This window comes from Allobosea sp. GW821-FHT12C12 (genome assembly GCF_058807355.1).
In genome coordinates, this window is the sequence record NZ_JBXAQP010000003.1 from 1 (window position 1) to 19,553 (window position 19,553).

At 70.2% G+C, this 19,553-nt stretch carries 15 protein-coding genes and 1 pseudogene; 3 read left to right on the forward strand and 13 right to left on the reverse strand.

Features of this window, described 5'->3' with window-relative positions:
- Positions 1–259, forward strand: a pseudogene (locus AC1RRW_RS04820) (pseudouridine synthase); the annotation flags it as partial.
- Positions 260–269: 10 nt separating this feature from the next.
- Positions 270–830, forward strand: a complete 561-nt coding sequence (gene rsmD, locus AC1RRW_RS04825) for a 16S rRNA (guanine(966)-N(2))-methyltransferase RsmD (RefSeq protein ID WP_492899406.1) — start codon at positions 270–272, stop codon at positions 828–830.
- Positions 831–873: 43 nt separating this feature from the next.
- Here the strand turns inward: rsmD and AC1RRW_RS04830 are convergent, their stop codons facing one another.
- From AC1RRW_RS04830 to AC1RRW_RS04875, 10 genes are all read right to left on the reverse strand, one after another.
- Positions 874–1,971, reverse strand: a complete 1,098-nt coding sequence (locus AC1RRW_RS04830; RefSeq protein WP_492899407.1) for a DUF3616 domain-containing protein — start codon at positions 1,969–1,971, stop codon at positions 874–876.
- 158 nt (positions 1,972–2,129) lie between these two features.
- Complete coding sequence (mutL, locus tag AC1RRW_RS04835) at positions 2,130–3,935, reverse strand: DNA mismatch repair endonuclease MutL (protein ID WP_492899408.1); 1,806 nt, start codon at positions 3,933–3,935, stop codon at positions 2,130–2,132.
- A 173-nt stretch (positions 3,936–4,108) separates the two neighbouring features.
- Positions 4,109–5,431, reverse strand: a complete 1,323-nt coding sequence (locus AC1RRW_RS04840; protein ID WP_492899409.1) for a phosphoglucose isomerase-related protein — start codon at positions 5,429–5,431, stop codon at positions 4,109–4,111.
- A gap of 137 nt (positions 5,432–5,568) precedes the next feature.
- Positions 5,569–6,873, reverse strand: a complete 1,305-nt coding sequence (locus tag AC1RRW_RS04845; protein ID WP_492899410.1) for a M16 family metallopeptidase — start codon at positions 6,871–6,873, stop codon at positions 5,569–5,571.
- Between the two features lie 65 nt (positions 6,874–6,938).
- Entirely contained in the window at positions 6,939–8,225 is a 1,287-nt protein-coding gene (locus tag AC1RRW_RS04850; RefSeq protein ID WP_492899837.1) for a M16 family metallopeptidase, read from the reverse strand.
- 143 nt (positions 8,226–8,368) lie between these two features.
- Positions 8,369–9,010, reverse strand: a complete 642-nt coding sequence (locus AC1RRW_RS04855) for a hypothetical protein (protein WP_492899411.1) — start codon at positions 9,008–9,010, stop codon at positions 8,369–8,371.
- A gap of 74 nt (positions 9,011–9,084) precedes the next feature.
- A complete protein-coding gene (lspA, locus tag AC1RRW_RS04860; RefSeq protein ID WP_492899412.1) occupies positions 9,085–9,567 on the reverse strand; it encodes a signal peptidase II in 483 nt (160 codons plus the stop codon).
- Complete coding sequence (gene ileS, locus AC1RRW_RS04865; RefSeq protein WP_492899413.1) at positions 9,564–12,614, reverse strand: isoleucine--tRNA ligase; 3,051 nt, start codon at positions 12,612–12,614, stop codon at positions 9,564–9,566. The genes lspA and ileS overlap by 4 nt, the downstream gene beginning before the upstream one ends.
- Positions 12,615–12,819: 205 nt before the next feature.
- Positions 12,820–13,818: a bifunctional riboflavin kinase/FAD synthetase gene (locus tag AC1RRW_RS04870; protein WP_492899414.1), complete on the reverse strand. Its 999-nt coding sequence runs from the start codon at positions 13,816–13,818 to the stop codon at positions 12,820–12,822.
- A gap of 73 nt (positions 13,819–13,891) precedes the next feature.
- A complete protein-coding gene (locus AC1RRW_RS04875; protein ID WP_492899415.1) occupies positions 13,892–14,332 on the reverse strand; it encodes a MaoC family dehydratase in 441 nt (146 codons plus the stop codon).
- A 275-nt stretch (positions 14,333–14,607) separates the two neighbouring features.
- On the opposite strand from AC1RRW_RS04875, the gene AC1RRW_RS04880 reads away from it, so the two are divergent.
- The gene (locus tag AC1RRW_RS04880; RefSeq protein ID WP_492899416.1) at positions 14,608–14,991 is read left to right on the forward strand and encodes a response regulator; all 384 of its coding nucleotides are present in this window, start codon (positions 14,608–14,610) and stop codon (positions 14,989–14,991) included.
- A gap of 155 nt (positions 14,992–15,146) precedes the next feature.
- On the opposite strand, the gene AC1RRW_RS04885 is transcribed toward AC1RRW_RS04880, so the two are convergent.
- The 3 genes from AC1RRW_RS04885 to AC1RRW_RS04895 form a co-directional block, all read right to left on the reverse strand.
- Positions 15,147–16,013, reverse strand: a complete 867-nt coding sequence (locus AC1RRW_RS04885) for a TIGR01459 family HAD-type hydrolase (RefSeq protein ID WP_492899417.1) — start codon at positions 16,011–16,013, stop codon at positions 15,147–15,149.
- 66 nt (positions 16,014–16,079) lie between these two features.
- Positions 16,080–17,537, reverse strand: coding sequence for an EAL domain-containing protein (locus AC1RRW_RS04890; protein ID WP_492899418.1), 1,458 nt, complete (start codon positions 17,535–17,537; stop codon positions 16,080–16,082).
- A gap of 161 nt (positions 17,538–17,698) precedes the next feature.
- Positions 17,699–19,537, reverse strand: a complete 1,839-nt coding sequence (locus AC1RRW_RS04895; protein ID WP_492899419.1) for a hypothetical protein — start codon at positions 19,535–19,537, stop codon at positions 17,699–17,701.
- Positions 19,538–19,553: the final 16 nt, after the last annotated feature.

Here is a 19,553-nt window from a genome sequence, read left to right on the forward strand (position 1 = left end):
GCGGCCGGCGCGTCGCTTCGCCGAACGCGGCGGCGAGGAGCGGCCGCGCGGCCGGAGCGCCGGCGACAACCCGGCCGGGCGCGGCGCCGGGGGCGAACGCAGACCCGGCCGTGGCTTCGGTGGCAAGCCGGGTCGCGGCAAGTCCTTCGGCGACAAGTCCTTCGGCGGCAAACCCGGCGGCAGGCCTTCCGGCGGCGGACGGCCCGGCGGGAACGACAAGGGTCCGCGTCCGGGCGGGCCACGCGGCAAGCGCGACTGAGGCCTGGACCATGCGGATCGTCGGCGGGCGCTTCGGCGGGCGGCCCCTGGCCAGCCCGAAACCGGGGATCGGAGCGATCCGGCCGACCTCGGACCGTTTGCGGGAATCGCTCTTCAACGTGCTGGCGCATGCCTATGACGACGTCGTCGAGGGCGCGCGCGTGCTCGATCTCTTCGCCGGCACCGGCGCGATGGCGTTCGAGGCGCTCTCGCGCGGGGCGGCGTTCGCGCTCTTGGTCGACGACGGCACGGAGGCGCGCGGACTGATCCGCGAGAACCAGATGGCGCTGGGCGTCGCGGGGTTGAGCCGCGTCTTCCGGCGCGACGCGACGAAGCTCGGGCCGATCAGCGCCATGCCGCCCTTCGGGCTCGTGTTCTGCGATCCGCCCTATCGCAGGGGATTGGGCGAAAGGGCGCTGTCCTCGGCGCGCGAGGGCGGCTGGCTGGAGCCCGGCGCGCTGATCGTGCTGGAGGAGGCGGCGGGCGTTGCCGTGGCGCTGCCGGAGGGGTTCGAGCAGCTCGAGCGGCGGGCTTATGGCGAGACGCAGGTGGTGATGGCGCGGGCGGCGTGAGCGCGACCCGAAACGATCCTCCCAGCGCCCGACGCAGGAACACTCAGTTGAGCTTGATCGTGTGGCGGCGAGGCGCGCCTTCGTCGATGTTGTCGTACAGGATCAGCACCGAAACCGAGTCGGGGCTCTCGCCGAGAAGCACCAGCGTCTCCGCCTTGGCGACTTCGCCCTTCTTTCCTTTCAGGGGCGTCACGATCGTCGCCAGGGGGCGTGGCGTGGCGTTCGGCGTCACCGGATCGAGCAGCGAGACGACATAGGGCACGTCCGCCTGCTCCCCGGTCGGACCCGACAGGATCAGGAGCCCCCCTGATTTCAGCGCGGCCAGATCGCGGATACCGGCGCCCGCGCCGAGTCTGACCGGGATCGACGCGGCGACGATCTTCGCCTGCGGCGGCTGTTGCGGGGCGAACAGGGCCTTGGCGGAAACCTCGATGATCATCGCGCTCTTGCCGTCCTGGCCCGCGAGAGGCGTGCGCAGGCCGGCATAGAGCTTGTCGCCAACGATCGCGAGGCCTTCGATGTTGACGCCGACATCCTTGTCCTTGCCGAAGGCCTCCCTGATGTCGCTCGCCAGCAACGCCTCGGACAGACGCCAGCTGCGCTCGACCACGGCGCCGCGCGCGATCGCGCCGCCATCGCCCACGGGGAGACGGGATATCAGGAAGCTCGACGGCTTGAACTTGCCCCTGCCGCTGCAACCATGCGACCCGACGATGTACAGGTAGCCCTCGCCCTGGGCGATGCCTTCGCCATCGGCTTCTCCGAACTTCGACGATTCGCCGTCCGGGCAAGCCGCACGCGGCATCGCCCCGAGAATGCCCTGGCCGGTCTCCTTCTTCTTCGACAGCACGATCCGCCGGCCCGTCGGCGTCAGCACATCGCCCGACAGCGTCGCGACCTCGGCGAAGCGCTCCTCGTCGATGATCGCAAGGCAGGAACGGCTCGTGGCGTCGGGCGCGCCCGTGCAGGCCATGCCGCTGACGCCGCGCGCCTTGTCGTCGGCATCGCTCGACGGCGCCGAGAAGGCGCGCGCGACCTTCAGCGCGACGCCGGTGGAGTCCGGCTGCGCCGCCGCGAGGCCGAAAGAGAGCAGGAACGCGCCGGCAGCCAAGGTCGAAACAAGCGGAATATCGCGCCGCATGACAGTCCCTCCCCGGTCACGGGATCAGCAGCCTCGGCCCGTGATCTCCAAGGGATACAGCCTTACGTCAGCTTGCCGAGGAGCGATAGCATCGCCGGTTGGCCGGCGGCCCGCCAGGACACGCCGTTCTCGCAACGATCGACAGCGGCCCGATGCCCTCACCGTCGCCCGAACAGCCGCTCGATATCGGCCAGCTTCAGTTCGACATAGGTCGGCCGGCCGTGGTTGCACTGGCCGGAATTGGGCGTGATCTCCATCTCGCGCAGCATCGCGTCCATCTCCTGCGGGCGCAGGCGGCGGCCGGCGCGGACGGAATTGTGGCAGGCCATCGTCGCCAGCACATGGTCGAGCCGGCGCTCCAGCGAGCCTGTCGTGCCGTGCTCGGCCAGCGCGTCGGCGACATCGCGGACGAGGCGCTGGAGATTGCCGCCGGCGAGTTGCGACGGCGCCTCGCGGACCAGCACCGCGCCTGGGCCGAAGGGCTCGACGCCGAGGCCGAGCGTCGCGAGTTCGCCGGACGCCGCGTTCAGCCGGTCGGCGTCGACGGGGTCGAGTTCCACCACCTCGGGCAGCAGGAGGGGCTGGCGGGCGATGCCGGCCCTGGCGCGCTCGGCCTTGAGCCGCTCATAGACCAGCCGCTCATGGGCGGCGTGCTGGTCGACGATGACGACGCCTTCGCGCGTCTGGGCGACGATATAGGTCTCGTGCAGTTGCGCGCGCGCCGCGCCGAGCGGGCGGTCGAGCGCGTCCGGCGCGGGCTCCGCCATGCCGGCGCTGGCGTCGGCGGAGGGCGTCGCGAAGGCGGCGAAACCCGCCTGTGTCGCGTCGCTGAAACCAGCGGCGGGAGCGGCCCAGGCAGGCGCGCCGGAAAAGTGCGGCCGCCGCACGCTCTCGCCGTGGGCGTTTCCGGCGAAGACGGCCCGGAACGCCTCGAGCGCGCGCGCGCCGCCGGTCGTGGTGGCGCGGTGGCCGGCCTGGGCGAGGGCCGCTTTCAGGCCCGAGACGACCAGCCCGCGCACCAGCGCCGGATCGCGAAAGCGGACCTCGCTCTTGGCCGGATGGACGTTGACGTCGACGAGGCGCGGCTCGCAGCTCACGTCGAGGAAGAGCACCGGATGCCGGTCGGAGGGCACGACGTCGGCATAGGCGCCGCGCACGGCCGAGAGCAGCAGCCTGTCGCGCACCGGGCGGCCGTTGACCGCCAGGTGCACGCCGGCCGAGGTGCCGCGATGGAAAGTCGGCAGTCCGGCGAAGCCCGCGATCGCGAAACCCTCGCGCCGCGCGTCGAGCCTCAGCGCATTCTCGGGGAAGTCGCGCCCGAGCGCGCGCGAGAGCCTTCGCAACTGGCCGTCCTCGCTCATCGTCTCGGCCGGCCAGTCGAAGCCGGTGACGTGGTCGCCGTCGAGGCTGAAGCGGATGGCGGGGTGCGCGATCGCGAGCCTTCGCAGCATCTCCGAGACAGCGCCGGCCTCGGCCCGGTCGCTCTTCAGGAATTTCAGCCGCGCCGGGGTGAAGGCGAAGAGGTCGGCGACCTCGATGCGTGTGCCGATCGCGGCGGCGGCCGGGCGGACGACGCCCTTCTCGCCGGCCTCGACGACGAGAGCGGAGCCCTGGCGCGCGTCGGCGCGCCGGGTCACGATCGAGAGCCGCGCCACGGAGCCGATCGACGGCAAGGCCTCGCCGCGGAAGCCGAGCGTGCCGATCGCGAAGAGATCGCCATCGGGGAGCTTGGAGGTGGCATGGCGCTCGACGGCCAGCGCCAGGTCCAGCGGCGACATGCCGGCCCCGTCGTCGACGACGCGGATCAGTTGGCGCCCGCCCGCCGCGATGGTGACGGCGATGGCGCGCGCCCCGGCGTCGATCGCGTTCTCGACGAGTTCCTTCACGGCCGCCGCCGGCCGCTCGATCACCTCGCCGGCGGCGATGCGGTCGACGAGGACGGGATCGAGGCGGCGGACGGTCATATCGTTCTCAAGCAGCCGGGACCGGCGTTCCCATTCGTCATTCCGGGGCGGCTCGCGGGGTCGAACCCGGAACCCACGACCGGGCGAGCCTGTCATGCGCTTTCGGATTTACCCCGTCGCGGGTTCCGGTTCCTCGCTTTCGCGAAGCCCCGGAATGACAAGGTGCGCGCGACTCAAGCCCGCCCCTCGGCAAGATAACGCTTGGCGAGGAGTTTCGCTTCCTCCACCGCCGGCTGGTCGAAGGGATCGACGCCCATGGCGTAGCCGGTCAGGATCGTCTCGAGCATGAAGTGCATAAGCAGTTCGCCATGGATCGTCTCGTCGATCGCGTCGAGATGGAAGCGACGCACGGGGCAGCCGTTCCTGGCGAAGGTGTCGATCATCGCCACGCCCTGCGCCGCGACGAGATCGCCGATGGTCTTGCCGGCGAAGTCCTGCTGGCCGATCTGGCCGGCGAGATCCGCGTCGATCGACGGCCCCTTGCCCTTGGCGCCGACGGTGACGACGGTGAAGAACTTGTCCTTGGGTCCGGCGAGATAGAGCTGCTGCTGCGAATGCTGGTCGACCGGGCCGAGCGCGGACACGGGCTGCGTCCCCTTGCCGTCCTTGCCCAGGCTCTCGGCCCAGAGCTGGACCCACCAGCGCGTCAGCAGGCTGAGCTTGTCGGCATAGGGCATCAGCACGGCGATGCCTTTTCCAGAGCGCATCGCGGCGAGATGCAGCGCCGCGCCGAGCGCGGCCGGGGTCTCGCGCACGTTCTCGCCGGCGAGCACGGGCGCCAGCGCCCTGGCCGCGCCCGCCCGCAGCGCCTCGATGTTCAGCCCGAGCGCCGAGGCCGGCAACAGGCCACAATTGGTCAGCACCGAATAGCGCCCGCCGACGCCGGTATGGTGATCGAGGAAGGGCACGCCGAACGGCTCCAGAAGAGCGCGCAGCGGGTGGAGCTTGCCGGGGGTGGCCGGCTCGGAGAGGCCCTGAAAGCGCGCGCCGATCCCGGCGTCGCTCAGCCCGGCGGCGCGCATCGCGGTGATGGCGGCGATGCTCTGGAGCAGGGTCTCGCCGGTGCCGCCGGATTTCGAGATCGCGACGAACCTGGTCGTCTTCAGCGGCAGCTTGGCGAGCAGGCGCCGATAGGTGTCGGGGTCGAGATTGTCGATGAAATGCACGCGCGGCTCGGGCGCGAAGCGCGACAGGCCGGTGATGCCGTAATCGGCGAGCTGCGCCAGCGTCTGGCCGCCGAGCGAGGAGCCGCCGGTGCCGAGCACGAGGATGTCGGTCGCGCCGTCCTTGAGCCGTGCGGCGGCGGCGTGGACCGGCGGCAGATCGGCGGTGTCGGAGGGCAGGCCGAGCAGCGGCAGCGAGCCATCCTCTCCTTGAGCCTTCAGCCTCGCCAGCCCGGGCGCAAGATCGGCCAGCGCCTGTTCGAAGGCGGCGTCCGGAATGGCGCCCGGGCCGACGCCGGATTCAAGCGCGAGATCGTAGCTTTGCTGGAGCATGGAGAGCCTGCCGGAGAGAGATCAGGAATCGATATCGAACGCGCAACCATCACCGTCATCGCGAGCGCGGCGAAGCAATCCAGCGTCTCACGCAAATCTCTGGATTGCTTCGCTACCCTCGCAACGACGGCGGAGACTCACACCAGACCGACCGGGCGGCCGACCGCCTGCACCAGCAGGCGCGGATCGCCGAATAGGCGCTTGCCGACGCGCCTGACGTCGGCCGGCGTGACCTCGGCGAAGAGCCGGTTGCGCTCGGTCAGGAACTCCGGCTCGAAGCCGTAGATCGCCAGCCCGAGCAGTTCCGACGCGATCTTGGGCGAGGTGTCGAAGCGCAGCGGATAGGAGCCGATGATGTAGCGCTTGGCCTCCTCGATCTCATGCTCGCTGGGGCCTTCCTCGGCGAGCTTGCTCATCTCCTCGCGGATGACGGCAAGCGATTCGGCGACGCGGTCGTTGCGGGTCGAGGTGCCGCCGACGACCATGGCGCTCTCGCGCATCGGCAGCAGGCTGGAGGAGACGCCGTAGGCGAGGCCGCGCTTCTCGCGCACCTCCATGAACAGGCGCGAGGTGAAGGCCGAGCCGCCGAGGATGTGGTTCAGCACGCTGGCGGCGATGAAGTCGGGATCGTCGCGCATCGGACCTGGAGCGACGAAGCGCAGCACGGTCTGCGGCACGTCGAGATCGATCACCTGCGTCTCGCCGAGGCCATGGATCGGCAGCGGCTCGGCCGGGAGCCGGCGCGGCGAGCCCTCGGGCAGCGCGCCGAAGATCGCGTCGATGCGCTCCGCCAGCTCGTCGGCCGTGATGTCGCCGACGACGACGAGCTTGAGTCCGGCCCGTGACAAAAGCTCGCCCGAGAGGCCCTTGAGCCCATCCGCCTCCAGCTTCGAGACGCTGTCGACATCGCCCTTTTCGGGCCGGCCATAGGGGTGGCCGGGAAAGGCGGTGGCGTAGAGCGCGTTGCGGCAGAGCGTGTCGGGGTTCTGGGCCTGGCGCTGAAGCCCGGCGACGACCTGGGCCTTGACCCGCGCGACGGCGTCCGCATCGAAGCGGGGCTTCCGCAGCGCGAGGCCAAGCAGCTCGAAGGCGGTGTCGCGATGGCGCGACAAGGTCTGGAGATGGCCGTGGAAATCGTCGCGCCTGGCCTCGAAGCCGAGATTGATGGCGTGGTCGGCCATGCGGCCCTGGAAGGCCTCGGCGTCGAGATCGCCGGCGCCCTCGTCGAGCAGGCCGGAGACGAGGTAGGCGCTGCCGGCCGCGTCCTCGGGATCGCGCGTCGCGCCGCCGTCGAAGGCGAAGTCGAGCGCGATCAGCGGCAGGCTGTGCTCCTCGACCAGCCAGGCCTCGACGCCGCAGGCGCCGCGCACCTTCTGGACGGTGACGGACGGGCCGGCGATGCTGGCGAGATCCTGTCTGACGAGATCGATCGACGCGTTCATGAGGATGTCCTGTCGGCGGCGATCGTCGCCGCGTCGCACGGGTTGGGAGGCAGGCAGCCCGGCTCTCAGCCCGCCGGCAGCAGCAAGCCGGTAACCGAGCGGTCGGGCCTCAGATAGCGGCGCGCGGCCTCGACGACGGCGTCGCGGGTCACGGTCTCGATCCGGTCCGGCCAGGCGAGCACGTCCTCGACGCTCTCGCCGACGGCGAGCGACGCGCCGAAGGTGCGCGCCAGCGAGGACTGGCTGTCGCGGGCGAAGATCGTCTCGGCGATCAGCCGGGTCTTGGCGCGGATCAGTTCGACCTCGCTCGGGCCGTCGGCGAGGAAGCCCGCGAGAGCGGCGTCGAGGCCTGCCTCGAGCGCCGCCATCTCCGTCCCCGGACGCGGGCTGACCGAGATCTGGAAGGCGGCGCGGTCGACCATCGAGCCCATGAAATAGGCGCTCGCCCCGGCCGAGAGCTCCTGCTCGACGCAGAGGTTGCGATAGAGCCGCGAGGTCGTGCCGCCGCCAAGGATCTCGGCCGCGATCTCCAGCGCGAAGACCTCGGCGCGGTCGCCGGCGGTGTAGGTCGGCGTCAGCCAGCCGCGCCGCAGCGAGGGCTGGCGCACGCGCGGGTCCGAGAGCGCGACGCGGCGCGCGGCGCGCGGATCGGGCTCGGCCGGGCGCCTGCGCAGCGGCGTCTCGCCGCGCGCCGGTATCGCGCCGTAGCTCGCCTCGGCGAGCTTTCGCACCTCGGCCGCATCGGCATCGCCGGCGACGACGAGGATCGCGTTCTCGGGCGTGTAGAAGCGCTGGTAGTAGGTGAAGGCGTCCTGGCGATCGAGGCCCTCGATCTCGTGCTCCCAGCCGATGATCGGCGTGCCGTAGGGGTGGTGCACGAAGAGCGCCGAGGAAAACTCCTCGCCGAGCTGGGCCGCGGGGTCGGAATCGACGCGCATCCTGCGCTCTTCCAGCACGACGTCGCGCTCTGGCCCGACGACGCTCTCGTCGAAGGCGAGGCCCGTCATCCGGTCGGCCTCGTAGTCCATCATGGCGCGCAGATGCTGCTTCGGCACGCGCTGGAAATAGGCGGTGTAGTCGAAGGAGGTGAAGGCGTTCTCCTGACCGCCGAAGCCGGCGACGATCTTTGAGAACTCGCCCGCCGGCCATTTCGACGTGCCCTTGAACATCAGGTGCTCGAGGAAATGGGCGATGCCGGACTTGCCGGCCGGATCGTCGGCCGAGCCGTTGCGATACCAGACCATATGGGTGACGACGGGAGCGCGCCTGTCGGGAACGACGACGACCGCCAGCCCGTTCTCCAGCCGGAAGGATTCAACCGGCTGGGCGGCCTGGCTCGGACGCGAATGCATGTTCACCTTCGGCCGTCTCCTGATGGCGGAGGCGCCGGGCCAGCGCCTCCTGTGGCAAGACTTCCATGGCAAGACTTGCGATGCCGGCCTTGCGAGATAGGACTTGCGGCGCGCCGGAGCGAGCCGGAGCGGCGAAAGGCCGCCTACTGCATCGGCGTGGTGCCGATCAGGAACTCGCGCTGGCCGACGGCCTGCTTGTCCTCCTGCGGGCCGCTCTGGCCGGGGCCGACGGGAGCGGAGCCGGCGGGACGGCGATAGCCGACCGGCGGCTCGGTCAGCAGCCGGCGCGGCGGCTCGGAGCCGTAGTTCAGTTGCGCCAGATCCTCCTGACCACGGCGCGCGGCCTCTTCCTTCGCCCTGCGGATCGGCTCGATCTGGTTGTTGTAGTTGCTGTGCTCCTCGACGACGACAGGACGCCTGGCGCTGGCGCGCGCGGCGGGGCCCTGGCGCAGCTCGCCCTGGTTCAGCCAGGCGTTGTTGCGCGTCGCCTGATTGTCGGTGAAGGGCAGGACCCTCGCCTCGGCCGCGGCCTTGCGGCGGGCGACGTCGGGGTCGTTGGGCCAGGCCGCCGTGCGGGCGCTGGCGGGTTCCTGCGGACGCGGCAGGGCCGAACCCGGCGGCACGACCAGCGGCGGGCGCTCGCGATATTCGATGTCGTCGCCGCCGCGCTTGCCGATGACGCCTTCCATGAGGTTCTTGAACAGCATGCCTTCCTGGGCGAAGGCCGGCGAGGCCGCCAGCAGCAGGCCGCCCGCGAGCAGCAGACGCGAAGCGCGATGGGCCATTTCAAACCTCCCTGGGACGATGAGCGCCGCCGTCTCAACCGCATCGGCGCGGCGAAACGATGGCGAAACCCGTTTCAGCTCGCGGCTTTGGCAGCCGGACGGAACGATTCATACAGCAGCGCGGCAACCCCGACAACGATCGCGGCATCGGCGACGTTGAAGATGTACCAGCTGAAGCGGCCCCAATGCAGACTGACGAAGTCGACGACCGCGCCATGGACGGCCCGGTCGACGCCGTTGCCGAGCGCGCCGCCGATGATCAGCGCCAGGCTCGCCACGGTCAGCGGGCGGCTCTCGCGCCACATCCAGCGCCCGAGCCAGATTGCCGCGACGAAGGAGATCACGACCAGCGCCCAGCGGCCGATATCGGCGCCCTGCTGGAAAAGCCCGTAGGAGATGCCGCGATTCCAGGCCAGCACGATGTCCATGAAGGGCAGGACGGCGAAAGGGCCGGTCTCGGCGAGACGGAGGCCGAAGAGCAGCCAGAGCTTCAGCGCCTGGTCGAGCGCGAAGACGACAAGGATGATCGCGAGGCCTGAGCGGCGAGCCGGCGTCATCGCGCCGGCTGGCCGAGTTCGCGCAGCGCCTTGGCGTCGCGCGGCGTCACCGCGGGATAGGCCGGATCGGCGCTGGCGGGATCGAAATATTTCCACGAGCGGGCGCATTTCACGCCCGCCGCGCGGGCCGGCACGACCGCGACGCCCGGCACGTCCGGCAACCGGAACGCCTCCGCCGGGCCTTTGCCGCTGCGGACCCGGATGCCGGAGGTGATGCTGATCTCGGCGAGATCGGCCCCCGACAGCGCGGCGAACAGGTCCGGATCGGAAACGAAGACCTCGGGCGCGGCCTCCAGCGACGAACCTAGACGCTTGGCGGCGCGCTCCAGTTCGAGCGCGCCGGTGACGACGCGGCGCACGCGCCTGATCTTGGCCCAGCGCTCGGCGAGCTCGGGATCGAGCCAGGCCTGCGGCGCCTGCGCGAACAGCTCGAGATGGACCGAGCCGTCCATCGCCTTCGCTTCGGGATAGCGCTCGAGCCAGGCCTCTTCCGTGGTGAAGACCAGGATGGGCGCGAGCCAGGTGGCGAGGCAGCGAAAGAGATGGTCGACCACGGTCAGCGCGCTCTTGCGGACATGGCTCGACAGGGGATCGCAATAGAGCGCGTCCTTGCGGATGTCGAAATAGAAGGCCGAGAGCTCGGTGTTCATGAACTGCGACAGCAGGTTCACGACCTTCTTGTAGTCGTAGGTGGCGTAAGCCTCCTCGACCTGCGGGCCGAGTTCGGCCAGCCGGTGCAGCATCAGCCGCTCCAGCTCCGGCATCGTCTGCGTCTCCGAGACGCGGATGTCCTCGCTGAAATGGGCGAGAGTGCCGAGCATCCAGCGCAGGGTGTTGCGCAGCTTCCTGTAGGTCTCGACGAAGGTCTTGAGGATCTCCTTGCCGATGCGCAGATCGTCGGAATAGTCGGCCGCCGCGACCCAGAGCCGCAGGATGTCGGCGCCCGAATCCTTGATGATGTCCTGCGGCGCGGTGACGTTGCCCTTCGACTTCGACATCTTCTCGCCCTTCTCGTCGAGGCAGAAGCCGTGCGTCAGCACGATGTCGTAGGGCGCGCGGCCGCGCGTGCCGCAGCTTTCGAGCAGCGAGGAATGGAACCAGCCGCGATGCTGGTCGGAGCCCTCGAGATACATCACCCGGTCGTTGCCGCCGTCGCCGCGCCGGCGGGCGCGCAAATCGGGACGCTTCTCCAGCGTGAAGGCGTGGGTCGAGCCCGAATCGAACCAGACGTCGAGCACGTCGGTGACGCGCTCGTATTCAGCGGGGTCATAGCCGAAAGGCTTGAGGAAGCGCGCGCCGTCGGTGTCGCTGAACCAGGCGTCGGCGCCCTCGCTCTCGAAGGCCTCGGCGATGGCGGCATTGACCTTCGCATCGACCAGAACCCTTCCCGTCTCCTTCTCGACGAAGACGGTGATCGGCACGCCCCAGGCGCGCTGGCGCGAGACCACCCAGTCCGGGCGGTTGGCGATCATGCCGTTGATGCGGTTCTCGCCGGTCGCGGGAACCCATTCGGTTTCGGCGATGGCGCGAAGGGCGCGGTTGCGCAGCGTGTCGGCGTTGCCGCCTGCCGTGGGCGCCGGGTCTCCGGCAGACGCCGGACCGCCCTCGCCGCCGATCGGCTTGTCCATGGCGATGAACCATTGCGGCGTGTTGCGGAAGATCACCGGCTTCTTCGAGCGCCAGGAATGCGGATACTGGTGCTTCAGCCGGCCGCGCGCGACGAGGTTGCCGCTCGCCGCCAGCGCCTTGATCACGGCCTCGTTGGCGTCGCCCTTCTCGCCTGTGTCGGTGATGACCTGCCGTCCCTCGAAGCCCGGCGCGTCCCTGGTGAAGCGGCCATCGGCGTCGACGGTGTAGGGGATGTGGGTGTCGATGCCGCGCGCCTGCAACTGGCGGCCGTTGGCCATCCAGATGTCGAAATCCTCGCGGCCATGGCCGGGCGCGGTGTGGACGAAGCCCGTACCGGCCTCGTCGGTGACATGGTCGCCGTCGAGGAGGGGAACGTCGAATTCGTAGCCGTGGCCGCGCAGAGGGTGGGCTGCGGTGAGGCCAGCAAGCGCATCGGCCGGCACGTCCGCAACGAGTTCGAACGCTTCGACCTTGGCGGCCTTGAAGACGGACTCGGCGAGGTTCTTGGCGAGGATGTAGGTCGCGCCGACCTTGGCCCAGTTCTGCTCTGGCGCGGCGGTGACGCGATAGAGCCCATAGGCGATCTTGTTATGGAACGAGATCGCGCGGTTGCCGGGCATGGTCCAGGGCGTGGTCGTCCAGATGACGATGGATGAGTTACTCAACTCCTCGGCAAACTTCCAAATCTCAGGCCACGGGGTGGCGCCCATGTCGCCTGTCATCGCCTGTAAAACAGGAAACGCCACGAACACCGTGTCGCTCGTATGCTCCTCATACTCGACCTCCGCCTCGGCCAGCGCGGTCTTCTCGACCACCGACCACATCACCGGCTTGGAGCCGCGATAGAGCTGGCCGCTCTCGGCGAACTTCATGATCTCGCGGGCGATCTGCGCCTCGGCCCCGAAGGCCATGGTCAGGTAGGGGTCGGCCCAGTCGCCCTCGACGCCGAGGCGCTTGAACTCCTCGCGCTGCACGTCGACCCAGTGTTCGGCGAAGGCGCGGCATTCCTTGCGGAACTCGACGACCGGCACGTCGTCCTTGTTCAGCCCCTTGGCGCGGTACCGCTCCTCGATCTTCCACTCGATCGGCAGGCCGTGGCAGTCCCAGCCCGGCACGTAGTTGGAATCCTGGCCGAGCATCTGCTGCGAGCGCGTGACGAGATCCTTCAGCACCTTGTTCAGCGCATGGCCGATATGGATGTTGCCGTTCGCATAGGGCGGGCCGTCATGCAGGATGAAGCGGTCGCGGCCCGCGGCCGCCTCGCGCAGCTTGCGGTAGAGGTCGATCCGCGCCCAGCGGGCGAGCAGCTCGGGCTCGCGCTGCGGCAGGCCCGCCCGCATCGGGAACTCGGTCTGCGGAAGGAACAGGGTCTGGGAATAGTCGGTCGTCGCGGGTTTCTCGGCGGTCTTGTCGGTCATGATCCGGCTCGGGCGATGCGACCGGCTGGCCGGATCAAGCCCGGCACGGCGCGCTGGTCGCGAAAACAGGAAAAGCGGCGCTCAACCCGGACTGCGCAGGCGCCCGCGCATCAGCGCAGGGCCGCAGCCGGGCCCGTAATTCGCCGGGGGAACGCGATGATGCTGGCTCGAGACGCGGACATGGGCGGCTTCTAGCAGGCCAAGGTTACGGAAGGAAGGGCGGCGTTCTCGCCAGGATGTCGCGCGCGGCGGCGCTGTCTTTGTCCATCTGCGCGATCAGCGCGTCGAGACCGTCGAACTTCTCTTCGCCGCGCAGCCAGGCGACGAGCGCGACATCGACCTGCCTGCCATAGAGATCGCCGTCGAAATCGAAGACGAAAGTCTCCAGCCTCGGCGCGCCGTCGTCGAAGGTCGGACGGCTGCCGAAGCTCGCCACGCCGTCCTTCCAGATGCCGTCGATCCTGATCCGCACCGCGTAGATGCCATGACGCAGCCGACAGTCGCGGGGCAGATGCATATTGGCTGTCGGGTAGCCGAGCTCGCGGCCGCGCTTGTCGCCATGGGCGATGACGCCGCGCACGAACCAGGGCCGGCCGAGCAGATCGGCGGCGCGGACGACGTCGCCCTCGCCGAGCGCCTCGCGCACCAGCGTCGAGGAGACCGGCTCGCCCGCCCAGGCATAGGGCGGCACGACGACGACGGGCACGCCTTCGGCCTCGCACTCGGCCTGCAGCATCTCGGGCGAGCCCGCCCTGCCCTTGCCGAAATGGAAGTCGTAGCCGCAGACGAGCCCAGCCGCGCCGAGCTTGCCGAGAAGCAGCTCGGCGATGAAGGCCTTCGCCTCGATCGCGGCGATGTCGCGGTCGAAGGGCAGGATGAAGGTCTGGCGCAGACCCGCGGCGGTCAGCAATTCGGTCTTGACCGCCGGCGGCGTCAGCCGGAACACCGGCTGGTCCGGCCTGAAGACGCTGCGCGGATGCGGCTCGAAGGTGAGAGCGGCGGGCCGGCGGCCGAGCTGTTCGCCGAGTTCCATCGTCTCCCGCGCCAGCTCGGCATGGCCGCGATGGACGCCGTCGAAATTGCCAAGCGCGAGCACCGCGCCGCGCAGATGGGCGGGCACGGGCTTGGCGGGGTCGATGACGAAGGCTGTCTGCGCCGCGGCCGATTTGGCGTCGGCCGACGGGCGGTCAGCGGAGAAGGTCATGGTGGTTAGAGCGTCCGGGCTGCCGGGCTCAAAACCCCGCGCGCGGTTGTTTGGCCTCAAGCCGCCGGACGCGTCAAGCGCGGCGGACCGGCGGCAGGGCGACCCAGGCCTCTCCCTCGAGCACGGCCTTGCCGTCGACGAGGCATTCGCAGAACAGACGCGCCCGGCGGCGCTCGGCCACGAGCTCGACGACCTCGACGCGGGCCGTCACGACATCGCCGATCTTGACCGGAGCGAGGAAGGTCAGCGTCTGCGAGAGATAGACCGCCCCCGGCCCCGGCAGGCGCGTGCCGAGCAGCGCCGAGACGAGGCTCGCCGTCAGCATGCCATGGGCGATACGCTGGCCGAACTTGGTCGAGGCGGCGTAGCGGTCGCAGAGATGGATCGGGTTGGCGTCGCCCGAGAGGTCGGCGAAGAGCGAGACGTCGCGCTCCATCACCGTGCGCATCAGGCTCTCGCTCTGGCCGAGCGCCAGATCCTCGAAAGCATGGACGCGATAGAGAGAGCTGTTCATGGCCTGGCTCATGGGAGTGTCCGACCGGGGCGAGAACGCCGTGCCGGCTTAGCGAGACGCCGATGTCATGACCGAGCCTTTCATATTGCGTTGCACCACGCCATTGGACTTTGGTGACACCCCTCCCAACGCATCACCTTACGTCACTGTTCCATCGGATTAACCTGATCGAAACACCGCCTAGCTTAAGACGATTGACCAAGGGTCGCCGCTCTGGGATGGCAGCCCGCGCCGGCCTGTCCCTGCGCCAACACCGTCATGCCTGGAGCACCGCAATGGCTCTCGACCCATCCATGCCGATCCTCGTGGTCGACGACTACCAGACGATGGTCCGGATCATCCGCAACCTGCTCAAGCAGCTCGGCTTCGAGAATGTCGACGACGCCTCGGACGGCTCCGCCGCGATCGAGAAGATGCGCGACAAGAAATACGGCCTCGTCATCTCCGACTGGAACATGGAGCCGATGACCGGCTTCGAGCTGCTGCGCCGCGTCCGCGAGGAGGAGAAGCTCGCCGAGACGCCCTTCATCATCGTCACCGCCGAATCCAAGACCGAGAACGTCATCGCCGCCAAGAAGGCCGGCGTGAACAACTACATCGTCAAGCCGTTCAATGCGCAGACGCTGAAGAGCAAGATCGAGTCGGTCTGCGCCGCATGAGGGCGTCGCCAAGCGCTACTCCGGAGGCCGTCTGACGCGGCGCTCTCCGCTTCCGGTGCTCACGGACATGAAGTCCGCTGCGCGCCGGTTCTAGACCGCCACGCCAGCCGACTCACCGGAGCGCGTTTTGCGACGCCCTCAGTGACCCGACACCATCACCAGACCAGATGCGGCAGGGCGTAGTCCGGCCGGTGAAGCTGGTCGGCGAACCAGCCGTGGCGCTCCTCCCAGCTCGCCTGCATTAGGTCCTGCGCATGGATGCCGGCGAGCACCATGACGCTCGCGGCCCCAAAAGCGTTGGCCCCGGCGATGTCGGTGCGGATCGCGTCGCCGACGCCGCAGATGCGCCCGCGATCGATCGCCGAGCCGCGAACCTCCTCGCCCAGCGCCAGCGCCGCCTCGTAGATCGGCGCGTGCGGCTTGCCGGCATAGATCGCCTCGCCGCCGAACCCTTCATAGGCCAGCGCCAGCGAGCCGGCGCAGGGCACGATGCGCCCGCCGCGCTCGACCACCAGATCGGGATTGGCGCAGATCAGGGTCAGCTTGCGCGCCGCGAAGCCCGACAGCAGTCCCGCATAGGTCTCCGCCGTCTCGGTCTCGTCGTCGACGAAGCCTGTGCAAAGGACGTAGGCCGCCTCTTCCGGCGCGACGCGCGGCGCATCGAGGCCCGCGACCAGCGGCAGGTCGCGGTCGGGGCCGAGCATGTAGACCGGCTCGCCGGCGCGGGCGCGGATCAGGTCGCGGCAGACATCGCCGGAAGTGACGATCGCGTCATAGGCCTCGGCCGGCACGCCGAACCCGTCGAGCTGCGCCTTGATCACCTCGCGCGGGCGCGGCGCATTCGTCACCAGCACGACGCCGACGCCCGCGCGGCGCATCGCGACCAGCGCGTCGACCGCTTGGCGATGGGCGGCGACGCCGTTATGGACGACCCCCCAGATGTCGCAGAGGCAGAGGTCGAAGCGCTCGGCCACCGTCGAAAAGCCGGCCAGCGGCTGCGTCTTGTGCTGTGATGTCGGCAAGGCTCGAGGCTCCGGCGGATGCGGCGCAGCCTTAGCCTTTCGCAGCCGCGAACGAAAGCCCGCGGGTCAGGCGCTGGCCCGGCGCAGAACGGAGCGGAACGGCACGCGCTCGGGCGCGGCTTCCCCCGGCCTGACGTCCTGCGGCGGCGCCGGCGCGGGATAGCCGACGACCTCGGCCGAGAGTCTGGCCGGCTCCGGCTCGCGGAGCGGCGCAGCGGCCGGCTCGGCGAAGACCTCCGGCTTGACCGGGCGCGGCGGCGAGAAGACCAGTCCCTGCGCGAGGCCGACGCCGAGATCGATCATGTCGGCGACCGTCGGGTCGTCCTCGACCCCATCGGCGATCAGCACGATCGAGGCGCGGGCGAGCAGGGCCGACAGGTCGCTGGCGGCGATGTCGGTCGCGGCGCGGCCGACGACGTCGGCCTGCAGCAGCGCGGCCGGCGCCTTGACGAAACGGACGCCGCGATCCGACAGCGACGCAGGATCGAGCCTGAGATCGACCAGTTGGTCGAGCGCGAAGCGCACGCCGTTGGCCGACATCGCGCCGAGGAAGCCGAGGCTCGTCGGATCCAGCGCCCGGAATACGATCTGCGGCATCTCGACGACGAGATGGCCGGCATGCTCGCGGTATTTGTCGAGGATGCGCGACAGAGCCGCCAGCGCCTTGGCGGAGCCCCAGGTCGCCTTGCTGAAATTGCACGAGACGAAGAGGCCACCGCCCTTGGCCCCGAGATGCCTGGCGATGGCGAGCGCGCGGGTCAGCACGAGCGCATCCAGCGTCGGGCCGAAGCCGCGCTCCTCGACGATCGCGAGGAAATCCTCCGGCAGCAGCAGCGTCTGCTCGTCGAGCCTCAAGCGGACCAGCGCCTCGTAGCCGCGCGTGCGCCGCTGCGGCAATTGCACGATCGGCTGGAGATAGACCTCGACGCGCCCTTCCGAAAGCGCCTGGCTGATGACGGCGGCGCGTTCGTCGGCGGCGCGGCGCTCGGCCTGCGCGATCGCCTGCTCGCGCTCGGCAGCCCTCGCCTCCATCCGGGCCCGCGCCGCGGCCTCCGGGTCGATAACCGGGACGGGCGCAAGCATGGGCGCGGCGGGCGCCTGCTGGCGCGAGCGCGCCAGCGCCAGCTCGGCGTCATGGTCCGACAATGTGGTGGCGACCTGATGGATCAGGTCGCCGAGCAGCCCGACCTCGGCGGTGAGTTCGTTCAGCATGGCGCGGGCCGGGGCCGCGTCGGCCTCGCGCATCGGCAGCTCCTCGACGCGCCGCGCCAGCGAATCGAGCCGGATCGCATTGGTCGCCAGCCTGACCTTGACCTCGCCGACCGCCGCCAGAACCTGCTCCCGCTGCGCCGCGCCGCGCTTCTCCGAGACCAGGGCCGAGCCGATCAGCCCGCCGCCGGCAAGCAGCAGCCCGAGCGCGCCGCCGAGCGGCCCCGGCGTCAGCAACGCCGTCACGACGCCGGCCGAGAGGCCGGTGACGGCGCTCGCGAGAGGGTGCAGGACGTTCAGGCTGACAGGGGCCAAGAGAGCGATCGCGCAAGAGGGACAGGACGGCAGCGGCGAATCACGGATGATTTCCGCGAGGTTAACCGCGCGCGACGCGCCAAGCGAGCCTCCCGACCCGCAACCGGCGCCGGATCGCATAAAAACGGTGGAATTCGCGGCCGGACCGGCGACAGGCGGCGTCACTGCCGCTTGACCGCGCTCAGCGCGTCGGCGCCCAGATCGGCGACCACGCGGTCGATCAGATCCTGCGAAAAGCCCTTCCGGGCGAGATAGAGCCGCGGATCGATGGAGAAGAGCGGCGCGGCCGCGGCGAGCGCGCGCAGGCAGGCCGCCAGCTCGATCTGGTCGTTCTCCTTGGCGGCGGCGATGGCGCGTCCGAGAAGGCTGAGCGCGCCCTGGTCGGCCAGAAGGGCGGCGGCGTAGCTTTCCGCGAGCTTGTCGGCGCCCAGCAGATGCGCCGCGAGAAAGGCGTAGAAATCATACCAGGGCGGCCGCCCGGCGCTGAGTTCGACCGCGCGCGCGAGCAGCGGCAGGCCTTCCGCCGGCCGGTTCAGCCGGACGAAGCGCGAGCCGAGATCGGCCATGATGTCGGGATCGTAGGGATTGCGCGCGAGCGCCTCGCGACCGTTCCTGATCGCATCCTCCAGCGCGCCGCGCGCGAACAGCACGTCCATCATCACCTGCTGGGCGCGCGCGCTCGACGGAGCCAGCCGCACTGCCGTCAGCGCCGCGCTCAGCGCGCGATCGAGCGGCGGGCCGGGCAGCGGGTTGAAGCCTTGCGTGTACTCGTCGAGGATCAGCAGCGCGAGCTGGGACCAGGCCGGATGAAAGCCCGGATCCCTGGCCAGCACGCCCTCAAGGCAGGTGCGGGCGGCAAGGTGCCGGGCCGGCTGCATGGTGCGGCGGAAATCGAGCGCCTGGAAGATGCAGCCCATCGCCGGCGATGCCGCCGACTGCCGGAAGTCGGCATGGATGATGCCGAAGGGCTCCGCCAGCCGGATCGCCAGCCGGCGCGCCCGTTCACTCAGCTCGGACTCATCCGGGCCACGATCGAGAGTGCGCGTGGTCGAGGTCGTCCAGACGATGCGCCCGTCCCTGACCGAGCGCAGCCGGCCGAATCCTTCCGCGACCGCGCCGACGCGGCTGGCGTTCATCTCGAAGACGTAATCGGCCGCCTCGGCGCCGCTTGCGCCGGGCTGCACGGCCCTGACCGAGATCAGGTCGTCGAAGCGCGCCATGGCGTCGACAAGCAGGCGGGCGAAGCGCTGCATGATGTCGCCAAGCGCGGGATCGTCCGGCGGCGGGCCTACGGTTACCGCGACGACCGGGAGATGGATCGGCTGCGTCACGGCGACGGGCGGCGTCGCCGGAGCGGGCGGCGGAGCCGTGGCGGAGGCGGGCGGCGGGGCCGGCCGGTTCTGCCGCGCCGACCCGGCCAGGGGCGGATCCGGCGCGCGGCGATCGCCGATCCAGGTCGCCGCGACCGCGACCGTGATCACCAGAGCCAGCCCGACCATGGCGAGCCTTATGCGGTTGTGGCCGGCAGGCGCGGGCGCGGCGATGGGCGGATCGGCGAAGCGGCCGGGCCCGACCGGAGCGGGCTGCGTGTCCGGCATCGCCGCCGGCGGCGAGGCGGCGGCCGCCGCCTCGCCTGACCCGAAGACGAAGCTCGGCACATAGCCGCCGACCGGGATCGCGATCCTGACCGCCTCGGTCGCGCCCTCCCCGGCATAATACTGCGCCAGCGCACGGCGCAGCCGGCCGGCCTCGACGCGCACGATCGGATCGGCCTGGGGATCGAAATCGGGCGGCCGGCCGAACGCCTCGACCGCGATGGTATAGCCCTTCAGCCCGGACGCGCGGCCAGCGAGGCTGCGCTCGACGATGAAGCCGAGGAAGGCCGCGAGCTGGGGCGCGCCGCGGAAGGGATCGGAGGCGAGGATGCGCTGCAGAGCCGCGCGGATCAACGCTGCGCTCTGGTCGTCGGGCCGGTCCGGGGCTTCGCCGTCAGCGACCATCGGGGCTCTGGTCCAG